Source organism: Clostridium sp., assembly GCF_026168755.1.
Taxonomy (GTDB): Bacteria; Bacillota; Clostridia; order Clostridiales; family Clostridiaceae; genus Clostridium.
On sequence record NZ_JAPFDR010000001.1, the window covers coordinates 189,542 to 210,237 of the forward strand.

Annotated in this window: 22 protein-coding genes and 1 pseudogene; 21 read left to right on the plus strand and 2 right to left on the minus strand. The window is 27.4% G+C overall.

Going from position 1 to position 20,696, the window contains the following annotated elements:
- The first annotated feature begins 106 nt into the window (after window positions 1-106).
- The 10 genes and pseudogenes from Q0Y03_RS00975 to Q0Y03_RS01020 form a co-directional block, all read left to right on the plus strand.
- Entirely contained in the window at window positions 107-613 is a 507-nt protein-coding gene (locus tag Q0Y03_RS00975; protein WP_055291389.1) for a hypothetical protein, read from the plus strand.
- Between the two features lie 65 nt (window positions 614-678).
- Complete coding sequence (locus Q0Y03_RS00980; RefSeq protein ID WP_297711997.1) at window positions 679-927, plus strand: hypothetical protein; 249 nt, start codon at window positions 679-681, stop codon at window positions 925-927.
- Window positions 928-946: 19 nt separating this feature from the next.
- Window positions 947-2,743, plus strand: a complete 1,797-nt coding sequence (locus Q0Y03_RS00985) for a tape measure protein (RefSeq protein WP_297711998.1) — start codon at window positions 947-949, stop codon at window positions 2,741-2,743.
- A gap of 42 nt (window positions 2,744-2,785) precedes the next feature.
- Complete coding sequence (locus tag Q0Y03_RS00990) at window positions 2,786-3,568, plus strand: phage tail protein (protein WP_297711999.1); 783 nt, start codon at window positions 2,786-2,788, stop codon at window positions 3,566-3,568.
- Window positions 3,569-3,624: 56 nt separating this feature from the next.
- A complete protein-coding gene (locus tag Q0Y03_RS00995; RefSeq protein WP_297712000.1) occupies window positions 3,625-4,362 on the plus strand; it encodes a hypothetical protein in 738 nt (245 codons plus the stop codon).
- Window positions 4,355-6,691, plus strand: a complete 2,337-nt coding sequence (locus Q0Y03_RS01000) for a phage tail spike protein (RefSeq protein WP_297712001.1) — start codon at window positions 4,355-4,357, stop codon at window positions 6,689-6,691. Before Q0Y03_RS00995 ends, Q0Y03_RS01000 begins: the two co-directional genes overlap by 8 nt.
- Before the next feature lie 13 nt (window positions 6,692-6,704).
- Window positions 6,705-6,914, plus strand: a complete 210-nt coding sequence (locus Q0Y03_RS01005) for an iduronate sulfatase (protein ID WP_297712002.1) — start codon at window positions 6,705-6,707, stop codon at window positions 6,912-6,914.
- 196 nt (window positions 6,915-7,110) lie between these two features.
- Window positions 7,111-7,407, plus strand: a complete 297-nt coding sequence (locus Q0Y03_RS01010; RefSeq protein WP_297712003.1) for a YciI family protein — start codon at window positions 7,111-7,113, stop codon at window positions 7,405-7,407.
- A gap of 278 nt (window positions 7,408-7,685) precedes the next feature.
- Complete coding sequence (locus Q0Y03_RS01015; RefSeq protein WP_297712004.1) at window positions 7,686-9,323, plus strand: recombinase family protein; 1,638 nt, start codon at window positions 7,686-7,688, stop codon at window positions 9,321-9,323.
- Window positions 9,324-9,342: 19 nt separating this feature from the next.
- Window positions 9,343-10,116 (plus strand): annotated as a pseudogene (locus Q0Y03_RS01020) (M42 family metallopeptidase); the annotation flags it as partial.
- Window positions 10,117-10,253: 137 nt separating this feature from the next.
- Here Q0Y03_RS01020 and Q0Y03_RS01025 read toward each other — a convergent pair.
- Window positions 10,254-10,988: a phosphatase gene (locus Q0Y03_RS01025; protein ID WP_297712005.1), complete on the minus strand. Its 735-nt coding sequence runs from the start codon at window positions 10,986-10,988 to the stop codon at window positions 10,254-10,256.
- Between the two features lie 344 nt (window positions 10,989-11,332).
- Between Q0Y03_RS01025 and glgA the strand changes: the two genes are divergently transcribed.
- The 7 genes from glgA (at window position 11,333) to yedF (ending at window position 16,334) form a co-directional block, all read left to right on the plus strand.
- Window positions 11,333-12,781 carry a glycogen synthase GlgA gene (gene glgA / locus Q0Y03_RS01030; protein WP_297712006.1) on the plus strand — a complete coding sequence of 483 codons (1,449 nt, stop codon included), beginning with the start codon at window positions 11,333-11,335 and terminating at the stop codon, window positions 12,779-12,781.
- A gap of 152 nt (window positions 12,782-12,933) precedes the next feature.
- Window positions 12,934-13,560, plus strand: a complete 627-nt coding sequence (locus Q0Y03_RS01035) for an HAD family hydrolase (RefSeq protein WP_297712007.1) — start codon at window positions 12,934-12,936, stop codon at window positions 13,558-13,560.
- Between the two features lie 14 nt (window positions 13,561-13,574).
- Window positions 13,575-13,772, plus strand: a complete 198-nt coding sequence (locus Q0Y03_RS01040; RefSeq protein WP_195467696.1) for a hypothetical protein — start codon at window positions 13,575-13,577, stop codon at window positions 13,770-13,772.
- A gap of 69 nt (window positions 13,773-13,841) precedes the next feature.
- On the plus strand, window positions 13,842-14,006 hold the full coding sequence (locus Q0Y03_RS01045; protein ID WP_297712008.1) for a hypothetical protein: 165 nt from the start codon (window positions 13,842-13,844) through the stop codon (window positions 14,004-14,006).
- 137 nt (window positions 14,007-14,143) lie between these two features.
- Window positions 14,144-14,890 carry a selenium cofactor biosynthesis protein YqeC gene (gene yqeC / locus Q0Y03_RS01050; RefSeq protein WP_297712009.1) on the plus strand — a complete coding sequence of 249 codons (747 nt, stop codon included), beginning with the start codon at window positions 14,144-14,146 and terminating at the stop codon, window positions 14,888-14,890.
- A 26-nt stretch (window positions 14,891-14,916) separates the two neighbouring features.
- Complete coding sequence (gene yqeB / locus Q0Y03_RS01055) at window positions 14,917-15,714, plus strand: selenium-dependent molybdenum cofactor biosynthesis protein YqeB (RefSeq protein WP_297712025.1); 798 nt, start codon at window positions 14,917-14,919, stop codon at window positions 15,712-15,714.
- 23 nt (window positions 15,715-15,737) lie between these two features.
- Entirely contained in the window at window positions 15,738-16,334 is a 597-nt protein-coding gene (yedF, locus tag Q0Y03_RS01060; protein WP_297712010.1) for a sulfurtransferase-like selenium metabolism protein YedF, read from the plus strand.
- Between the two features lie 91 nt (window positions 16,335-16,425).
- Here yedF and selD read toward each other — a convergent pair whose 3' ends face one another.
- Window positions 16,426-17,463: a selenide, water dikinase SelD gene (gene selD, locus Q0Y03_RS01065; protein WP_297712011.1), complete on the minus strand. Its 1,038-nt coding sequence runs from the start codon at window positions 17,461-17,463 to the stop codon at window positions 16,426-16,428.
- Between the two features lie 165 nt (window positions 17,464-17,628).
- On the opposite strand from selD, the gene Q0Y03_RS01070 reads away from it, so the two are divergent.
- The 4 genes from Q0Y03_RS01070 to cas6 all read left to right on the plus strand — a co-directional run bounded on the left by Q0Y03_RS01070 (window position 17,629) and on the right by cas6 (window position 20,694).
- A complete protein-coding gene (locus Q0Y03_RS01070) occupies window positions 17,629-18,999 on the plus strand; it encodes an MATE family efflux transporter (protein ID WP_297712012.1) in 1,371 nt (456 codons plus the stop codon).
- 70 nt (window positions 19,000-19,069) lie between these two features.
- Window positions 19,070-19,372 carry a hypothetical protein gene (locus Q0Y03_RS01075; RefSeq protein ID WP_297712013.1) on the plus strand — a complete coding sequence of 101 codons (303 nt, stop codon included), beginning with the start codon at window positions 19,070-19,072 and terminating at the stop codon, window positions 19,370-19,372.
- A 408-nt stretch (window positions 19,373-19,780) separates the two neighbouring features.
- Window positions 19,781-19,984: an HTH domain-containing protein gene (locus tag Q0Y03_RS01080; protein ID WP_297712014.1), complete on the plus strand. Its 204-nt coding sequence runs from the start codon at window positions 19,781-19,783 to the stop codon at window positions 19,982-19,984.
- Between the two features lie 17 nt (window positions 19,985-20,001).
- Window positions 20,002-20,694 (plus strand): CRISPR-associated endoribonuclease Cas6, encoded by a 693-nt coding sequence (gene cas6 / locus Q0Y03_RS01085; RefSeq protein ID WP_297712015.1) that lies wholly within the window; start codon window positions 20,002-20,004, stop codon window positions 20,692-20,694.
- The last annotated feature ends 2 nt before the right edge of the window (window positions 20,695-20,696 follow it).

The window sequence follows — 20,696 nt, forward strand, 5'->3', positions numbered from 1 at the left end:
ATCTAGTCTCTTTTTAAATTATTTAATTTAGTCTTCTAAGTTAAAGGAAGACTAGAAGATTAATAAAGTAATTTTTAAATTTTGATAATAAAGGAGATTGATATATATGATAGAAAATAATGAAGTTAAAATAACTACAAGGGAAGGTATGGATGTTTTAAGAATAGTAAACAAACTAGGATTAAAAGAGGATATTTCTAATGCTATAGAAACATATATAACATTAAATAATAGAAAAGAAAGTAAGTTTACAGATCTAAGAAGATTAATAATTAAAGAAGTTGGTTTAGAGGAATATAATAATTTATCTGAAGATAAAAAGAAAGAAATTACTGAAAAAATATTTATAGAAAATAAGGATTTCAAAGAAGAATTTGAAAAGGTAAATATTGAATGTAATAGAGAGATGGGCAAAATTGGCGTTGATATTATGTATGATTTCATGACAAGATTGCCACAGGCAGAAAAAGAAGTTTATAAATGTCTAGCTGGAATATATGGTAAAACAGCTAAAGAAATTGAGTCACAAGAATTAGATGAAACTATTGAGCAAATAAAGAAGGTAGGACAAAGTAAAACTGTTATGGGTTTGCTCAAATTAGCAATCAGGTAGAAAAGTTAGGAAATAATCTAATAGGAATACTTTTTAAAAATGGTTGCTACGAATATATTGCAAATATGGATTTAGAGGAGGCACTTTCTATTATAGAAGGTGTCTTTATTGAATATATGGATTCTAGGACTTATCAAAGATATTTATTTGATAATTTACTAATGCAATTCGATGGTAAAGGAATGAGTTATTTAGATTATATAAAAGAATCTAGAAAAGCACCAGGTGGAAAAACTGACTACGTAAAAACAGAGTTAGATAATAAAAAGTTGTTAGATAAATTTAAAAAACAAGGTGCATTTATAAGTTCTTAAAAGAAAGGAGGCAAAATAAATGTCTGATGTATTTAGACTAAGTAGTAGCATAGAATTAGATATAAATGATGTTATGTCTGGATTGCAACAAGTAGATAGGCAGAGTGAAGAAACAAGAGATAGTTTGGAAAATATAGAAGATAGTACTGATAGTGCATCAGGTAGATTTTCAGGACTAGGGAAAATGGCTCAATCAGGGTTAAAAGTTGTAGATAAATGGGCTAAAATTGGTGCAACGGCAGTAGCAGGATTAGCGTCAGGAATGATAGCGTTGGGTATTAAATCTAATGCAAGTTTAGAAACATCTCAAGTTGCTTGGACTACGTTATTAGGTACAGAAGAGGATGCAAAGAATATGCTAGAAGATATTACTAAGTATGCGGCGACTACTCCATTTAGTAAAACTGGTGTAGATACCATGGCAAAGCAATTACATAATGCGGGGTTTGAAGGTCAGAACTTATTTGACCAATTGACTAAATTCGGTAATATGGGATCAGCGTTTGGTATTCAAGAGGACAGTTTAAAAGAAATGGTAAGACAATACTCTCAAGTACAAATGGCTCAAGTTGCCTATACTGAAGATTTAAACATATTACAGGATAGAGGTATACCTATTTTCAAGGGATTGGCAGAAGTTATGGGAGTTAGTGTAGCAGAAGTTAAGAATATGGCAGGGCAAGGAAAAATAACTGCCGATATTTATAATGAAGCTATTAATTCTATCGCATCTACTACTGAGGGAGCGATGGAAAAGCAAAGTAAAACTTTCAGCGGTATGTTATCAACTATACAAGACAATGTGGTAAATATATCTCAGAAAATAATACAACCATTATTTGAAAAAATCATTAAATATATGCCTTTGATAATAGATTTAGCAGATAATTTTAGTGCTAATTTAGATGAAGGAAAAGGTATATTAGATAGCTTAAAAGAGGCTATTACGACTGTATTTGGTGAAGATACTTGGAATAAGATTACTATGATAACAACAGTTGTTATGGGACTTGTAGGAGCTTATACAATATTAAAAGGCGTAATGTTTATGAGCGATTTAATAAATTCTGTTAGTTCAGCTTGGGGTGTATTAAGTTCAGCAATGGGTATAGGAACAGCAGTTACGGAAGGAGCTACAGTTGCACAAACAGGGTTAAATTTAGCTTGGCTAGCTAGTCCAGTAACATGGATTATAGCAGGGATAATGGCTGTTGTAGCTGTATTTATAGTTTTATGGAATAAATGTGAAGGATTTAGGAACTTTTGGATTGGGCTATGGGATAAAACTGTAAGTGTTTTTAATTCTGCTAAAGATTCTGTTGTAAATGGAGTATCAGATATGGCATCAAAAGCATTAAATAAATTCAATGAAATAAAGCAAGGAATAACAGATAAAATAAATAGTGCTAAAGATGCGGTAAAAAGTGCAATTGATAAAATAAAAAGTTTCTTTAATTTTAGTTGGGAGTTACCCAAAATTAAACTTCCCCATTTATCAGTTTCAGGAAAATTTAGTTTAGCACCACCTTCTGTTCCTAAATTTGATGTAGATTGGTATAGTACCGGTGGTATATTTACTAAACCTACAATTATAGGCAATATAGGTGTGGGTGATGCAAATAATGGAAAGGGAAGACAAGCAGAAGCAGTGTTACCACTAAAACCATTTTATAAGGAGATAGAAGCTATGTTTATGAAATATAGTAGTAGACCTTTATATTTGGAAATTGATGGACGTGAATTTTTAAGAGCAACAGCATATTGTAAAGATGAGTGGAATAACTACGATTTTAGAAATCCAAGATTAAGTTATTAGAAGGGGAATTTCCCCTTCTCTAAAAAGGTAGGTGATATAAAAATGATAATGAATAATCCAAATACAAGATATACAAGATTTGATTATATAAGAGGTAAGAATGTACATACTTTAAAAGAAGAAGAGTGTGAGTTATTTTTTAATAATGAATATTGTACTAATTATGGTCTGTTTATTTCCGAATATCCTACCATTCCTAAAATAAACGAGGAAGTAGAAGAAGTTGAGGTTGAAGGAAGGAATGGGAATTTAACTGTTAAAAAAGGTGCATATAAGGATAGAAGTATTACATTTTCATTTAAATTATATGATAATGAATTATTTTGGAGCAAAGTTGATGATGCTGAAGAATGGTTATTAAATTTTACAGATAATAGACTTTTTTATAACAGAAAAGATAGATGTTTTAGTGTAAAAAGAGTAATTATAGGAGATATTTCTAAAGAGGTGAAGTTATATGGAGAATTTGATGTAACTTTTGTATGTGAGCCTTTTATGAAAGATCTTAAACCTTCTTCATATACATTTTTAGAAAATGAGAAAATTATAATAAATACAGGACATTTTGATGTTGAACCTTTGATTGAGTTATATGGAAATGGAAATTTAGAAATTAGTATTAATGGAGAAAGCACAATAATAGAAAATGTAAGTAATAAAGTAATAATTGATAGTGAATTTATGGCATGTGTAGATGAAAACTATAACAATAAAACAATAGACATGATAGGGAAATTTCCTCGATTGATTAGAGGAGATAATGAAATTGTAGTTAATAATAATGTAGTAAAAACAAATATTAAATTTATTAATTTATATAGATAAGGGACAAACGTTTCTTATCTTATTTTTTTATAAAAGCTGAAAGGGGAAGATAGGAAATGTATTTTAAGTTTAATGGAAGAGATAGTAAACAATGGGGCTATGATTTAACTAGTAGTTTGATTATAGAGAAGTTAGATGATATAGAAGGAGAAGAATTAAAGGTTTCTGAAAAATATAAAGAAAAGTTTATAAGGATTAAAAAAGTAAATAAAATTACAGGAGAAACTGTTAAGTTTAGTAAATTAGAAATAGACACAATTAATAGTTGGTTATTCGAAGAAGATTATAAATGTTTAGAAGTAGGACTTTATTGTTATAATGCTATATTTAAAAGAAGAAAATTCATGTGGACAGAAAATAATGGATATATAGATTTAATTGTTAGATTATATCCCAATGCTCTTAGCAGTAAAATGATTAATCAAGTGGTTGTTAGTAACAATGAAAAAACAATTAATATTAATAATAAAAGTAATATAAGGGGTTTAAAACTAGAGACAGAACTAGGAGTAAAACTAAAAGATGAGAATGCAACAAGAATTACAATTGAAAATATTACAACTGGTAAAATAACTACATTTGAAGGGATAGAGATGTTTGATAATATTTATGTTAACTCTAAGAATGAGTATATTAAAAGTAATGATAAGAACATATATAGTAAGTTTAATGGTACATATTTAACTTTATTAGAAGGGATAAATGAAATCAAAATTTCATCTAATGGATTTACTAAAGTAATTATATGTTATAGACAAGAGTTTAACTTAGAGGAGGTTTGGCTAAATGAATAAAGATATTAAAATAGCCTTATTTGATAAGAATACTCCTAAATCAAAAGTTTTAAAAAATGTTGGTGATTTTGTATTAGATAATATATGTGTAAAATCAGAAACAAACGAGGAAAATGGTATATATGAATTAGATGCAATATTTTTGGTGGATGATGATGGGGTTTGGAGAAGCGTACAAGAAGAAGCAATATTAAAGGTAAAATTGGATTATGGCTATGAAGAATTTAGAATAGTAAATATTATAAAAAATAAATGGAATATAACAGTATTTGCAAGGCAAATTACAATACAGGATCAACTTGCAACACAATTAAAGGATGTTCGTTCAATAAATCAAAATGGACATTCTTGTTTACAATGGATGTTAAAGAATTCGAATGAATATATAGAAAATCGTAACTATGCAAGGGATTTGGAGTTTTCTAGTGATATAGATACAATAAGTACAGCATATTATCAGGATAAAAATTTATATGAAGCTTTGTTTGATTGTGATCAGTCTTTTATTAATAGATGGGGTGGAGAAATTCAAAGACGTGGATATATAACTATTATTAATAAAAGAATAGGAGAAGATAGAGGGTTTCAGGTTAGACGTGGTAAAAATTTAACTTCGTTTGAAGCAGAAACCAATATGGATAATGTTGTTACAAGGATAAAACCAGTGGCTTATAATGGACATACTATTGATGGATATGTTCAAAGTGGGAATATAGATAAATATGCTAGAGTTAAAACTATTACTATAAAATATGATGATGTTAAACTACAAGAAGATTGTGAAGAAGGAGAAGTTGGGTATGCAACATTAGAGGAGTTACAAGCAGAATTAATTCGTAGAGCTACATTAGAGTTTACGGAAAAGCATGTTGATGAATTACAAGCAAAATATAGAATTGATTTTGTAGGTTTAGCTAAAACAGAAGAATATAAAAAATATGCTATGTTGGAGCGTGTTTATATAGGTGATACAGTAAATGTTTATGAAGAAAAATTAGATATTAATGTTAAGGTTAGAGTCATAAGTAAAAGGTATGATGTATTAAGGCAGAAAGTTATAGAAATGCAATTATCTAATATAGATTTATCTAAATTTAAACCAACTTCTATTGTAGAGATAATTAAAGAGATAAACAAACTACCAGAAAGTTTTGAAAATGTATTAAGTAAAGCAAAAAAAGAAGCTACAGATTTAATAAATGCTGGTATAAATGGTTTTGTAGTTGTAAATAAAAATGAAATATTGATAATGGATACTGCTGATAAAAATACTGCTACTAAGGTTTGGCGTTGGAATATTAATGGTTTAGGTCATAGTTTAACGGGCTATAATGGTGAATATAATACAGCATTAACTATGGATGGTAAGTTGGTTCTTAATGAATTAACTTGTGAAGGAATAAATGCAATGTTAATAAATGCAGGAATCCTAAAGAGTTTAAATGGAGAAAGTTGGATTAATTTAGATTCTGGTGAGGCTCAATTGATTGGAACAGTTAAAAGTCAAAACGGAGACCAGTTCGTTTCTATGGGCTCTGGAGGAATTACATTTCAAGATTGGAGAAAAAAAGAGCAAATGCTTAGAATGGGAATTTCTTATTTTGATGCAAATAGAGACCTTAATGGAATAACTTTTGCAATGCCATTATATGCAGACTTTATTAGATTTTCGCACATAGCTAAGGAAGACTTAACTCAAGGTTGGACTTCGGGAGATAAACAATATAACTTCTTTGACTGTTGGAGTAGTGATCAAACTTTTGATGGAAATTCGTATAAAAAAGGTATTAATATGTATGCTCCTTTATGGATAAATAATAATATAAATATAACTTCCAATGATTCCAATAGTCCACATCAGGTTTATAATACAACAGAAGGAAAATTACTGTTGTGTGGAGATAATGGAATTTTATTAGGGTATAGAAAAGGAACTCAAAATTTGATAAGACTATATATCAATGAATCGGATGATAGTTCTGGTTGTGCAATTAATGCTTATGGAAATTGGAATTTTAATAGTGGAGCTATTAAAAATGCTAATATAGTAAATACATATGCCAATACTGAGACTAGAACAGTAGCAGAAGTTAGTACATTAGAAACTAATAGTACAGATAATATTAGATATATTTATAAAGATATAAATAGCAAAGATAATAGGATTGTATTAAATATACCTAACGAATATCAAGGAAGAAGTTATACAATAGTCGGAATAGCTAAAAAAGGGTTTGGCGATTATGCAATAACAGAAGAAAGTAAAAATAGATTTATTATAGAAACAGATAGAGAAATGACGATGAATATTGAAATAAGTATTAACTAAGGAGGTGTAAGTAATGGTTGAATGGAGTAATTTTATTAATAATGTTGGTTTTCCAATAGCCTGTACTTGTGGGCTAGCATTTATCTTATGGCAAATGTGGAAACAAATTAAAACTACTTGTGATAAATTAACAGAAACAAATGCAGAATTAGTAAAAACTAATAGTAATTTAGTTGGATCTATAAATGTTAAGTTAGATAAGTTAATAGAAGAGTTAAAGTAAGTATACTTTTATCTACTATACTCGTAAATGATAGTAATGGATTAAAATGTTTTTAAAGAACAATTTGAATATAATTGTGAACTAAATAATCTTTGAAAGTTGAATAATACAGTATTATAAAATATGCTATAATTAACTTATAAAATATGAGTTAGTTGATTATTAAACTACTCGGTAAATTTAGGAGAATTAAAATATGAAATATTTTTTGATTGAAGGAATTGTCACACATCCAGAAAAAATGACGGAAAAAATGATGCAGGAACATCAGGATTACACAGAATTGTTAATGAAAGAGGGGAAAGTTCTATTTTCATCATTAAAAAGTGATATGAGTGCCTCTGTCACTGTATTAAAAGCAGAAACTGAGCAGATTGTCCAAGAATTTTATAGAGAAGAGCCATTTTTCAAGAACAACATTCTTACATATTCGATCTCAGAATTGCAGATACATTATAATGTATCTGATGCTGAAAGTTGGTTTCATAAGTAATTATAGGAATACATTTAGTTAAATTATAATTTATAGAGTAGATTCTACTAATAATTTTAAAATGTTATAAAGGCAAATTAAAATAATAAACGATGAAAATACCGTATTATTCAAAAAGAATATGCGGTATTTTTTAGTACGCAATTCAAATATATTGTGAGCATATTAAAATAATAAAACAGGAATTTTAAAAGGATTAGTTTTTGTCAAAATTGACGATTACTAGTCCTTATTTTTTTCAATTGTGGTATAATGTTATGTAAAGCGAGGTGGAGAAAATGAGATGGAATAAAGTTTATTATGGAAGAGTTAGTACAGAACAAGATCAACAAACATCTTCTATTAATAACCAACAATTTAGGGCAGAAGAGTTAGGAATAGAAAAAATTTATTCTGATAGAGAATCTGCAACTTCTGTAGATAGAGATGGATTTAAAAAAATGCTAACCGATGCTGGACTAGATTTTACAATAGTTAAGAATAAAAAAGAAGAAAAATTGGTTGTGATGAGAAGTGATAGAGATCCACTTTTTAAATATATTTACTGTAGAAGTATATCTCGTTTTAGTAGAAATATATTAGATGCAATTACTATTGTTAGAGAGTTAAAAGAAAAAGGCGTTTATTGTGTCTTTGAAGCAGAAAATATATCAACCGAAGATATGGCAAGTGAATTTTTATTATCTATTCATTCATCGTTAGCACAACAAGAGAGTGAAACTATTAGTCAACGTGTTAGGTCGGGTAATCTAATAACCGCAAAGAAAGGACATCTAAGGAGCTTCAACAATTATGGCTATAAAAGAGTTGACGATTATCTAGAAATAATTGAAGAAGAAGCAGAAATAGTTAGATTTATTTATAAATTAAAAACTGAAGAGAAGTTAGGCAATAGAAGAATAGCAAAGAGATTAAATGAATTAAACTATAAGACAAGAAATAATAGAAATTGGTCAGAGTCTAGTGTGCATAATATAGTGAGAAATCCAATCTATACAGGTGTAGTTGTTAGAAATAAGTATGATTGTACTGGTTTGTTTGGGAATAATTCTGTAAAGTTGAAAGATGAAAAAGAGTGGATTATAAACGAATCTGATAAAGTACCACAAATAATTTCTAAAGAAACTTATGAGTTAGCACAAAAACAAATTAAGAGTTTTAGTAATAGCAGCGCAAAAAGAGGAGTAAATCTAGGATATACAGAGTTTTCAGGTAAGATAAAGTGTCACAAATGTGGTGCTAACTATAGCAGAAATATTAATAGTTGTACAAGAAGAGTTTATTACAATTGCACTACTAAGAAAAAGAAAGGTGTTAAATATTGTGATGCTAAGAATATTTATTTAGATACTATAGATAACTCAATAAAAGAGTATTTGGGAGATGGATACAGAAAAGCCGTAGAGGGGACGTTAAATAAGGTTTTATTTAGAAGTATTGATAAGAGAATAAAAGAATTAAATTTATCTAAGGACAATGATTCAACTAAAGAAATAGAAGTTAATAACAAGAAAATAGATAGTTTAAATGAACAGTTAGGAAAATTAGTCAAGTTATATATAACAAGCACTATATCAGAAGAGATTTTAAATTCGGAAAAATGTTCACTTGAATTGGAACTTAATAATCTTAAAATGGAAAATAAAAGACTATCTCAAACTAATGAAGAAATTGATTTAGAAATTAAGCGAGTTGAAAAGCTAAAAGATACTATGTTAGAATTTAAAGATAATATAACTAAAAATATGACAAAGGATGAATTTATAAATAAACATTTAAAATGGATAACTGTTAATGACGAAGGACAGATAAGATGTTTGATAACCGACTTGCACTATTTAAGTTTTCAAGTAGGTAAATTAATAAGAAAAGAATCATTAGACAATATAGAAGAAGAATTTAAAAAATTCATGTAATATATAGTTGACAATGTAATTAAAGTTCACAATATTAGGAGGACCTATAGTACCAACATTAGATAGTGAGTATTGTAAAATAAGAACGAGAGACGGAAAAATTTATACAGGTACTTTTTTAAGTACTAGTCCAGCGGCACATGTTTTTGAAGATAGCAAAAGTAAAACTAGAGATGAAAAAAACATGGAAGTTAGAATTGATGAAATAGTAAAAAATAAGGAGGATGTTTTAGCATTAGGAATTGCTCCAGGAGATTTTATATTTATTGATCCAAAGACTACTATTACTGAAAGTGGATTTATAAAATCAAGATTTATTGATGATAAAGGTAGTGTAGCAGCAATAATTGCATTACTAGAAATGATGCATAGAGAAAATTTAAAACCTAAATACACTGTGAAAATTGTAATCTCAACATATGAAGAAGTTGGTCATGGTTCAGCTTCCATTCCAAGTGATATTAGTGAAATGATTGCAGTTGATATGGGATGTATAGGAGATGATTTATCTTGCACAGAGTATGATGTATCAATATGCGCAAAAGATTCAAGCGGACCTTATGACTATAATATGACTACTGAGTTAATTAACTTAGCTAAAGAAAATAATTTAAGTTATGCTGTAGATATATATCCAATGTATGGTTCAGATGTAAGTGCTGCTTTAAGAGCAGGAAATGATATAAGAGGAGCCCTTATAGGACCAGGTGTTCATGCTTCTCATGGTATGGAAAGAACGCATGTAAAAGCACTTGAAAATACCATAAAATTATTAGGATTATATTTACTATAATAAAGGAATTAATAGAATATTACATTAAAGTGGGGCTATCGCATTAAGAATAAATACTACAATATATTGTGTTAATTTTTAATTATAAAAACAATATATTGTGTATAAAATTTTTAGTGCGACAGCCCCATATAATTCTAATACTCTAAATCTATCAATCTACCCTTAGATTTTAGATGACCTATTAACTTATCAGGCTCATTCATAATAAGTTCTTCAGGCATAGATATTTTTTCAAATAATTCTATACCTTTCGTAAAATCACCTATTTTACTGTTTATGTGAGCATCAGATGTTAAAATTACTTTCGCTCCGTATTCTTTGCAAAGAAGAGCTATTTTTTCACAGTTAACATCACTTCCAACTCTAGATGATCCAGATAGAGAGCTATTATTTATTTCAACCATTATATTTTTTTCTTTTGCTTTTTTTATAATTGCATCATAGTCAAGAGCATAATTAGGATTTCCAAGGTGACCTAATATTTCAACTTTTTCGTATTTATCCATAACATTTAAAATTGCTATAGTATTTTCTTCCTTTGTTTTAGGTTTAAAAACTGGCTCATGGAATGAAGCAATCATATAATCTAAATACTTCATGGCATCTTCAGGTAAATCTATATTTCCATCTATATCTAATATATTTCCTTCACACCCTTTAAGTATAATAACATCATTAATAATTCTTGGAAGAACTTTTAAATTTCCGAAATACCAGTAATGAGGTGCACCAGGCATTGAAGGTGCATGTTCAGAGGTCCCTAATATTTTAATTCCATTCTTTGCACAGTAATCAATATTTTCCATTAGTGTCGTATATGCATGTCCGCTTACTATTGTATGTGTATGTAAATCAGATAAGTAATTCATATAAATCTCCTTTTATATATTATTTAAAGTAAGAAAGTAATAGGTAATCTCAACTTACTACTTATTATTAGTATATTTATTTTTTTGTTAAACTTCAACAAAATAAATATTTAAATTATTAGTTATATTAAATTAATAATATTATAAAAAATATAAATAAAAAGCAAAATTTAAAAAAAAGTTTTACAAAAAATGTATTAGCAAATATTCTAGAAATTAATTTCAAAAAAATAGAAATGTGTTAAAATTACATTGGAAAATAAAGTGAATGATGCATATTTAATAAAAAACTATTATATTATAATCAGAGTAAAAGATATAATCAAAGGCGGGGGAAATAAAATATGAGAAATATACTATTTGTAGCATCTGAAAGTGTACCCTTTATAAAGACTGGTGGACTTGCAGATGTTGTAGGATCACTTCCTAAGTCATTTCCAAAAGAAGAATTTGATGTAAGGGTAGTAATACCTAATTATACATGTATTCCTTGGCAATATAGAAGACAGTTTAAGTATATAACACATTTTCATATGAACTTTGGAGAAATTAATAGCAATGAGTATGTTGGAATAATGACTACTCAATATGATGGAATAACATTTTACTTTATAGATAATGAACATTATTTTGGAGGAAATTCACCTTATGGTGATACTAAATTTGACATAGAAAAATTTTGCTTTTTTAGTAAAGCAGTATTATCAATTTTACCTACTATAAATTTTAATCCAGATATAATACATTGCCATGATTGGCAAACTGGAGTATTACCAGTTTATCTTAATACTATCTTTAGAGATAATCCTTTCTATGACAACATACGTACTATTATGACAATTCACAATTTAAAATTCCAAGGAATTTGGGATATTGAAACACTTAAGAAAATTACAGGATTCCCGGATTATGTATTTAGATCAACAGATATGGAATATAAGAGAGATGCTAATATGTTAAAAGGTGGATTAGTATATTCTAATTATATTACTACAGTAAGTAATAGTTATAAAGATGAAATACAAAGTGAATACTATGGAGAGGGGTTAGATGGAGTCGTAAGAGAGAAGAGTGGAGCACTATTTGGAATCTTAAATGGTATAGATTATAATGAATATAATCCTGAAACTGATAATAAAATTTTTAGTCAGTATAATTCATATAGTTTTATTGAAAATAAAGCTATAAATAAAGTGAAATTACAAAGAGAGTTAGGTTTAGAAGAAAGTGAATGTAAATTCATGATAGGAGTAATATCAAGATTAACAGATCAAAAAGGATTAGATTTAATAGGACATGTTTTAGAAGAAATTATTGATGATTATACACAATTGGTTGTAATAGGAACTGGTGATGAAGAATATGAAAATATGTTTAGATATTATGAGTGGAAATTAAAGGGGAAGGTGTCAGGAAACATATACTTTTCTAATAAGAGAGCTCATAAAATATATGCAGCAGCAGATGCTATGCTTGTGCCATCAAGATTTGAACCTTGTGGATTAACTCAATTAATAGCTTTAAGGTATGGAACTGTTCCTATTGTAAGAGAAACTGGTGGACTAAGAGATACTGTAGAACCATATAATATATATTCAGATAGCGGAACAGGATTTTCTTTTGAAAATTACAATGCTCATGAAATGCTTAATATAATAAATTATGCAAAACAAATATATTTTGATGAAAGAGATAAATGGAATGGAATAGCATTTAGAGGAATGAATAAAGATTTTTCATGGAAAAGCTCAGCAGAAGAATATTCTAGATTATATAGAAAATTAATGGATTAATATATAAATAAGTCACAGTATATAAAAAGGTATATTGTGACTTTATTTTATTAAGCAAAGTTGAAATATGTTACGTAAAAATAAAATTATGATACAAATTTAGAAGATGATGATATAATAAGTAATAGTACAGTGAAGTTTAGGAGGTAAGTATGAAGTTTGATAGTATAATATTTGATTTAGATGGTACATTATGGGATTCTACAGTAGAAGTTGCAAAAACATGGAGTGCTATAATTGCTAAATATAATTTAAGTAGAAAAGAAGTAACAGTAGAGGATTTAAAACCTTGCATGGGAAAATTATTAGATGAGATAGCTAGAATTTTACTTCCAGACTTAGATGAAGAAATGCAAATGAAAATAATAAAGGAATGTTGTCAGTATGAAAATGAATATTTAAGAGAGCATGGGGCAACATTATATGATAAATTAGAAGAGACATTAGAGAAATTAGCTAATGATTATAAATTGTTTATAGTAAGCAATTGTCAAGATGGATATATAGAAAGCTTTTTTAATTCTCATGGATTGGATAAATATTTTATTGATTACGAATGTCCAGGTAGAACTGGTTTACCTAAAGCAGAAAATATTAAATTAGTAGTTGAAAGAAATAATTTGAAAAATCCAGTTTATGTAGGTGATACACAAGGTGATGCAAATGCAGCAAAAGGTGCTAATGTTCCATTTATATATGCTAAATATGGATTTGGATATGTAGAAGAGTTTGAAGAGAAAATTGAATCTTTTGAAGAATTATTAAATATTGTAAAATAACCGAGGAGAAAAGTATGATTACTAAAAAGCAGCTTAAAGATGATATTATAACTTATGATATTATTAAGTATAAAGACGAAGATGGAAAGTTAATTGAATATGTTGAAGTTACTTTAGTAGATAGAATTATTGATGTTTATATGGATACTAGAGAAGTTAATATAGGAATTTTAGCAAATAAAATTATTGAGGATAATTTATACGAAGAGTAATGTTTATAAAATAACTGTTAGATATATAATATATTTAATAGTTATTTTTGTTTTAAGGAGTATAAGTTTATGAATAAATGCTTATTTTGTAAAAAGAATTTAGAGAAAGATTATTATGAAAATAAAGTAGGTAAATTTTGTAGTGAAGATCACTATGATAAATATTTAAAAAGTTTAAGTAAGGAAGAATACATAGAACTACAACACTCAATGTGTGTTTGTAGTGATGATTAAATTTTATATGTTAATGTTTATAAAAAGAGAAAAAATTAGTATAATTAAAAGGAAATGATTTACTAATTTGATAGTGTAAGTAATTTGTTTTTATTAAATTAGAAAATTAAAAATAAATTAAGTGTTAGGAAATTAAGATGAAGTTTTTTTGTTATGAAGATAATAAGATAAATCAAAAGAGATATTTATATGAGTCATTAGGAATCAATATTAATGAAAAAAATATAATTTCATTTGTAGGTGGAGGTGGAAAGACAACATCAATATATACTTTAGCAAGTGAATTGAGTAATTTAGGAAAAAAAGTATTAGTTACAACCACTACACATATGCATATGCCTAAGGATTATATTAATTTTAAAGGTGACATAAATGAAATAAAAGAAAGATTCAAAAATACTAATTTAATTACTGTTGGTATAAAAGATAGAAATGAAAAAATTTCATCTGTAGGCGAAGATATTGCAATAAATTTGATTGAATTATGTGATTTTTTGCTTATAGAAGCAGATGGCGCTAAAATGTTACCTTTAAAAGCACCAGCTGACCATGAGCCAGTTATTTTAAGTAAGACAAATATGATTGTTGGTGTTGCTGGTATAGATTCATTAGGTAAGAGTATAAAAGAAATATGTCATAGGCCAGAATATGTATGTAATATACTTATAAAAAAATATGAAGATAAAATAAGTGAAAAAGATATTGCAAATTTATTAAGTAGTGAAAGTGGACAGAAAAAATTTATAGATAGATGCAATAATGCTGAGTATAGGGCTATTATTAATAAGGTTGATAATGAAGAATTACTATATTCTGCAGCAAAAATATGTAAATATTTAAAAGAAAAAGATGTACAAGCTATTATTACAAGCTATAAAAGTTAATTTAAAGTTTTGAGGTGATTTAAATGATGGTACTTATAAAAGGTGCAGGTGATTTGGCTACAGGAATAGCTTATAGATTGAAGAAAAGTGGATTTGATATTGTTATGACAGAGATTCATAAGCCTACTACAGTTAGAAGAACAGTAGCCTTTTCACAGGCAGTATTTGATAATGAAATTGTAATAGAAGGTATTAAGGGAGTTAAAGTTAATAATATTAATGAAATATATGAAGAAATAAGGGAAGGTAATATTCCAATAATAATTGATGAAAATGCAGAGATTATAAAAGAATTAAGACCAGATGTTGTAGTAGATGCTATAATTGCTAAGAAGAATTTGTGTACAAGCATTGAAGATGCACCAATAGTTATTGGAGTTGGACCAGGATTTGAAGCTAAAGTAGATTGTCACTTAGTTGTTGAGACTAAAAGAGGGCATTATTTAGGAAAAGTAATAGAAGAAGGAAGTGCAATACCTAATACTGGAGTTCCAGGAAATATAGGTGGATATACAAAGGAAAGAATTATTAGAGCATCAAGTAACGGCAAGATAAAGCCTGTGGTAGCAATAGGTGATTTTGTTAAAAAAAGAGATATAGTTGCTTATATTGATGGTATAGAAGTTTTAGCAGAAATGGATGGAATAGTAAGAGGAATGTTACAAGAAGGTATAGAAGTATTTAAGGGGATGAAAAGTGGAGATATTGACCCAAGATGTGAAAAGGATAATTGTTTTACTATATCAGATAAGGCTAGATCTATTGGTGGTGGAGTTTTAGAAGCTATAATGTATATGAGTAATAATAATTTAAATTTAAAATAGATAGGTATACGAGGAGAGTAAACATGAAAAAATTTATAGATGCAAAAGGAAAGAATTGTCCTATGCCTGTTATAATGGCAAAAAAAGAAATAGATGCAGGAGTAAAGTTTTTTGAAATTGAAGTAGATAATAAAATTGCAGTTGAAAATTTAAAAAAATTAGCAAATAGCCAAGGCTTTACAACTACGATTGAAGAAAACAATGGTAATTTTAAAGTTAATTTTTCAAATTGTTGTGAAGAGTGTGAAGAAGTATTAGCTAAAGTGGAAGGTAAAAAGCCCTTAGGAAATTGGACTATATTTGTTAATAAAGAAATAATAGGTGCTGGTAATGATGAACTTGGGAAATCTTTAATGAAAATGTTCATTTATACTATTTCAGAAGGGGAGGATTTACCTAAATCAATTTTATTTATGAATGGTGGAGTAAAAGTTCCTACATTAAATGAACAAGCTATTGAACATTTGAAAGTTTTACAAGATAAAGGAGTAGAATTATTAGTTTGTGGAGCTTGTCTTAATTTCTATGGATTAGAAGAAAAATTAGAAGTTGGCAAAATAAGTAATATGTATGATATAACTAATGCTATGAAAGAAGCTTCAAAAGTAATAACTATATAATAAGTAAAGAAAAGGTCATCATAATAGTAGTTATAGCTATCTAGAATAAATTAGATAGTGTAATTATTATGATGACCTTATTTAATATCAATTATTTTATTATAAGAGAGTAATCTTTTTTATCAGTTACTTCACCAATAATTCTTGTCCAAGGGTTATATAATTCCATGCGAGATACATATTCTAATGCATCTTTTTCAGGCATTGATATCAACAGACCTCCAGAAGTTTGAGGATCTAAAAGAATATCTTTCATTTCCTGGATAATATTGATAGAACATGCAAATAAATCTTTCAGATATTCTAAATTGTTATACATTCCTTCAGGTATTATGCCCATTCTAGCGAACTCTAATGCATCACTAAGAATAGGAAGAGAGTTGGTGAATATTTCAATAGTTTTATTGCTACCACTAGCCATTTCGTAGCCATGTCCAATTAAACTAAAGCCAGTTATATCAGTGCAAGAATTAACATTTAAATTCTTTAATGAATCTTTTGCATATTTATTTAATGTAGTCATAACATTAGTTAATTCTTTTATTTTTTCAGGTGATAATAATTCTGCTTTTGTAGCTGTATTTAAAATTCCTACACCAATAGGCTTAGTTAGAACAAGAACATCACCAGTTTTTGCATTACTATTTGTAAGGATTTCCTTTGGATGAGCAAATCCAGTAACGCAAAGTCCATATTTTGGAGTTGGATCGGCAATAGTGTGTCCTCCAGCAACAACAGCTCCAGCTTCAGCTATTTTACTATAACCACCAGATAATATATCATGCATTAATGATGGATCTAAACATGATGGAAAGCATAATAAATTCATAGCCACTGCAGGATCTCCCCCCATGGCATAGATGTCACTAAGTGCATTTGTAGCAGCGATTTGTCCAAAGGTATATGGATCATCAACCATTGGTGGGAAGAAATCTACTGTTTGTATTGAAACTTTATCATCAGAAATTTTATATACACAGGCATCATCTTTTTTGTCAAAACCTACTAATAGATTTGAATCTTCGAATTTAGGTAAATTATTTAAAACAGAATCTAATACAGCTGGACCAATTTTTGCAGCACAACCAGAGCTTTTTGTTAAAGATGTTAGTTTTATAGTTTTACTCATATTAATTTCCTTTCATAATTAGAAATATTTATATATTAATAATTATAATAAGAAAATGATAAAAACAGTAGTGTAAATGATATAATAATTATGCTAGAGAAATTATTTAAAATATGATATAGGTTATAAAGGAGAAAAATTTATAAAAAAGAATGGAGGAAAATAATGTTAATAAGTAAAGAAAAAAGTTTTTATAAGTTAATTTTAAGTATTGCCTTACCAATAGCTTTTCAAAATTTAATCACTTTTTCAGTTAGTATGATAGATACACTGATGCTTGGATCATTAGGGGAAGTGCAATTATCAGCAGCTTCAATAAGTAATAATTTATTCTTTATTTTAACCATATTAATATTTGGTTTAGCAGGAGGATCCAATATATTAATATCACAATATTGGGGAAAAGGTGATGTAAAGACAATACATAAAATACTTTCAATAATGTATAGAGCTTGCATTATAATTGTTGTAATATTTGTAGCTATTGCAATAATTATTCCAGAACAGTTTATGAAAATTTATACTACTGATATAAAAGTTATTCAAGAAGGAATTATATATTTAAGAGTAATAGCAATTGGGTATATTTTTTATGCAATAACCAATTCTACTATAATGATGCTTCGCTCAGTAAAAACAGTTAAAATTTCATTAGTAGTTTATAGTATATCATTAATAGTTAATGGATTTTTTAATTATGTACTAATATTTGGTAAGTTTGGTATACCAGCATTGGGAGTAAAAGGTGCTGCAATTGCAACTGTTATAGCAAGAATAACTGAGTTCATTGTAGTTATGATTTTTATGGCTAAGTATGAAAATAAAATATGTTTAAGATTAAAACATTTATTTAAAGTAGACAAATTAATACTAAAAGACTTTTTAACTAATTGTACACCGGTATTATTTAATGAGTTTTTATGGTCAACAGGTTCAACAATGATTGCAATAATAATGGGAAGGCTTGGAACTGAGACAGTTGCAGCAAATAGTATAAGTAATGTTGTATTTCAATTTGTAACAGTGTTTATATTTGGACTTTCAAATGCTACATCAGTAATAATAGGAAATACAATAGGAGAAGGAAAAAATGAAAAAGCCAAAGAATATTCACGAACTGTTGGTTTACTAAGTATTTTAATGGGAATTATGGCATCAGCAGTAATTTTAATAATAAGACCTATTGTAGTAGATTTTTATAATGTATCACAAGGAACTAAGGATATTGCTATTCAAATTATGAGTTCTATGTCAATTATAGTAATATTTCAAAGCTTTGGGGTTACTTTAATGATGGGAGTTTTAAGAGGTGGTGGAGATGCTAAGTTTGTTCTAATAAATGATATTATATTTTTATGGCTTGTGGCAATTCCATGTGGATTTTTAACTGCATTTATATTAAAATGGCCAATTGCGGCAGTATTTTTTGTTGTAAAAAGTGATGAAATTATTAAATCAATAATTGCATCAATAAGAGTTTTAAGTGGAAAATGGGTAAGAAATGTTACAAGAGATTTTGAATTAAAGGAAGCATAAGTTGGATTTTAACTATATGATAAAATTATACAAAGTATATATTAAAAATATTATATAAGGAAGAGGAAAAATGGATTGGTATTGTGCAGTATGGAATAGTGATAGTGTAAGTAGTGCAGTTGGAGCACAAGTTTTATATGAGATGATTTGCCAAGGTGATACTTCACTTGTTGGTGATATAGATTTAATTGATGAATTTTATGAAGAGTTAAACTCTAAAGGTTTTAATATAGAAGTTAATAAGGGGAAGGGATTCGTAATAATTGGATGTAATTTTGAGGATGCTGAATATTTAAATGATGTAATTCCTCAAGTTGCTAAATCTCATGGATTATCATATTTTGAGCCTCAAAATATGACTTATATTTTTTGAATAAGGTTTCTTTAATAATCTTTTATATAGGAAGTAATTTAGAATTAGATTGTTAATTTATGAATATAGCAATTATATATAGAGATAAACTATATCATGTATTGTATAAATGATATAGTTTGATATATAATTAGTTTAAATTATTATTTGTTATATAAAATAATTAGATTTACTTTTGATTAATAGTAACATAAACAATGGAAAAGTTGATGTATTTAAAAATAGTAATAAAAAATGAAATTTGAATTAGATTAATAGTAACATTTATGATGTAAATTTTTAAAGGAGCACTATATGAGCTCTTTTAGTGATATAATATAAGTATAACTTTATTATATTACTAATGAAATTTAAAAATCAATAGTAATAAATAATAATATTTTATAAATAATTTCAAGGAGGATAATAATGAAAGAATTACTTATTTTAAAACTATTGAGTGACATGAAAATACATTCTATTAAGGAGATTTGTGAAAAGTTTGAAATATGTGAATCAACCGTAAAAAGAAAGATTTCTTGTTTAAGAGATACTGGAGTACAAATTAAAACTATTAGAGGAAAAAATGGAGGATATGTATTGTCAGAAAAACTAAAATATGGTAAAATATAGATGGAGGTGTCAAATTAATGAATGTTTATAGTTTGGATATAAAAGTATACTTACTGAATGATATATATTTAAGTAAAATGCAACAGTCAATAGCTAAGGCTATTGACTTAGCATTCTCAAAATCACAAAGGTATATTATGTTCCATAATAGTATTGGTTATAAGTTCTATTGTTTTAATGGATTATATCCAATGGAACAGGATGGATTATATAAAGAAGATAATATATATACATTTCAATTGAGAACTATAGATAAAGATTTATGTGAATATTTAATTAGAGAGCTGAGAGATATAATTACTAATGATATTAAAGTGCTAAAATGTGATTTGAAGATAATTAGTAAAAAGCATATTGAGAAAATATTTTCCATAACTCCTTTAATTATTAAAGATGATAAGGGGTATTGGAGAGAGCATATGTCTTTAAAAGAATTTGAAGAAAGAATAAAAATTAATCTTATAAAAAAGTATAATAAATTTACAGGAGAAAAAATTGATGAAAATTTTGAGTTCTATACAGCAATAGAATTTAAAAATAGAAAACCTATTTCAGTTGAATATAAAAATATTAAGTTATTAGGAGATAAATTGCAATTAACTATAGCAGATGATGAAGTATCTCAAAGAATTGCATATATGACACTTGGTACCGGTATCGGAGAAAATAACGGAAGGGGAATGGGTTTCGTTAACTTTAGATGGTTATAAGG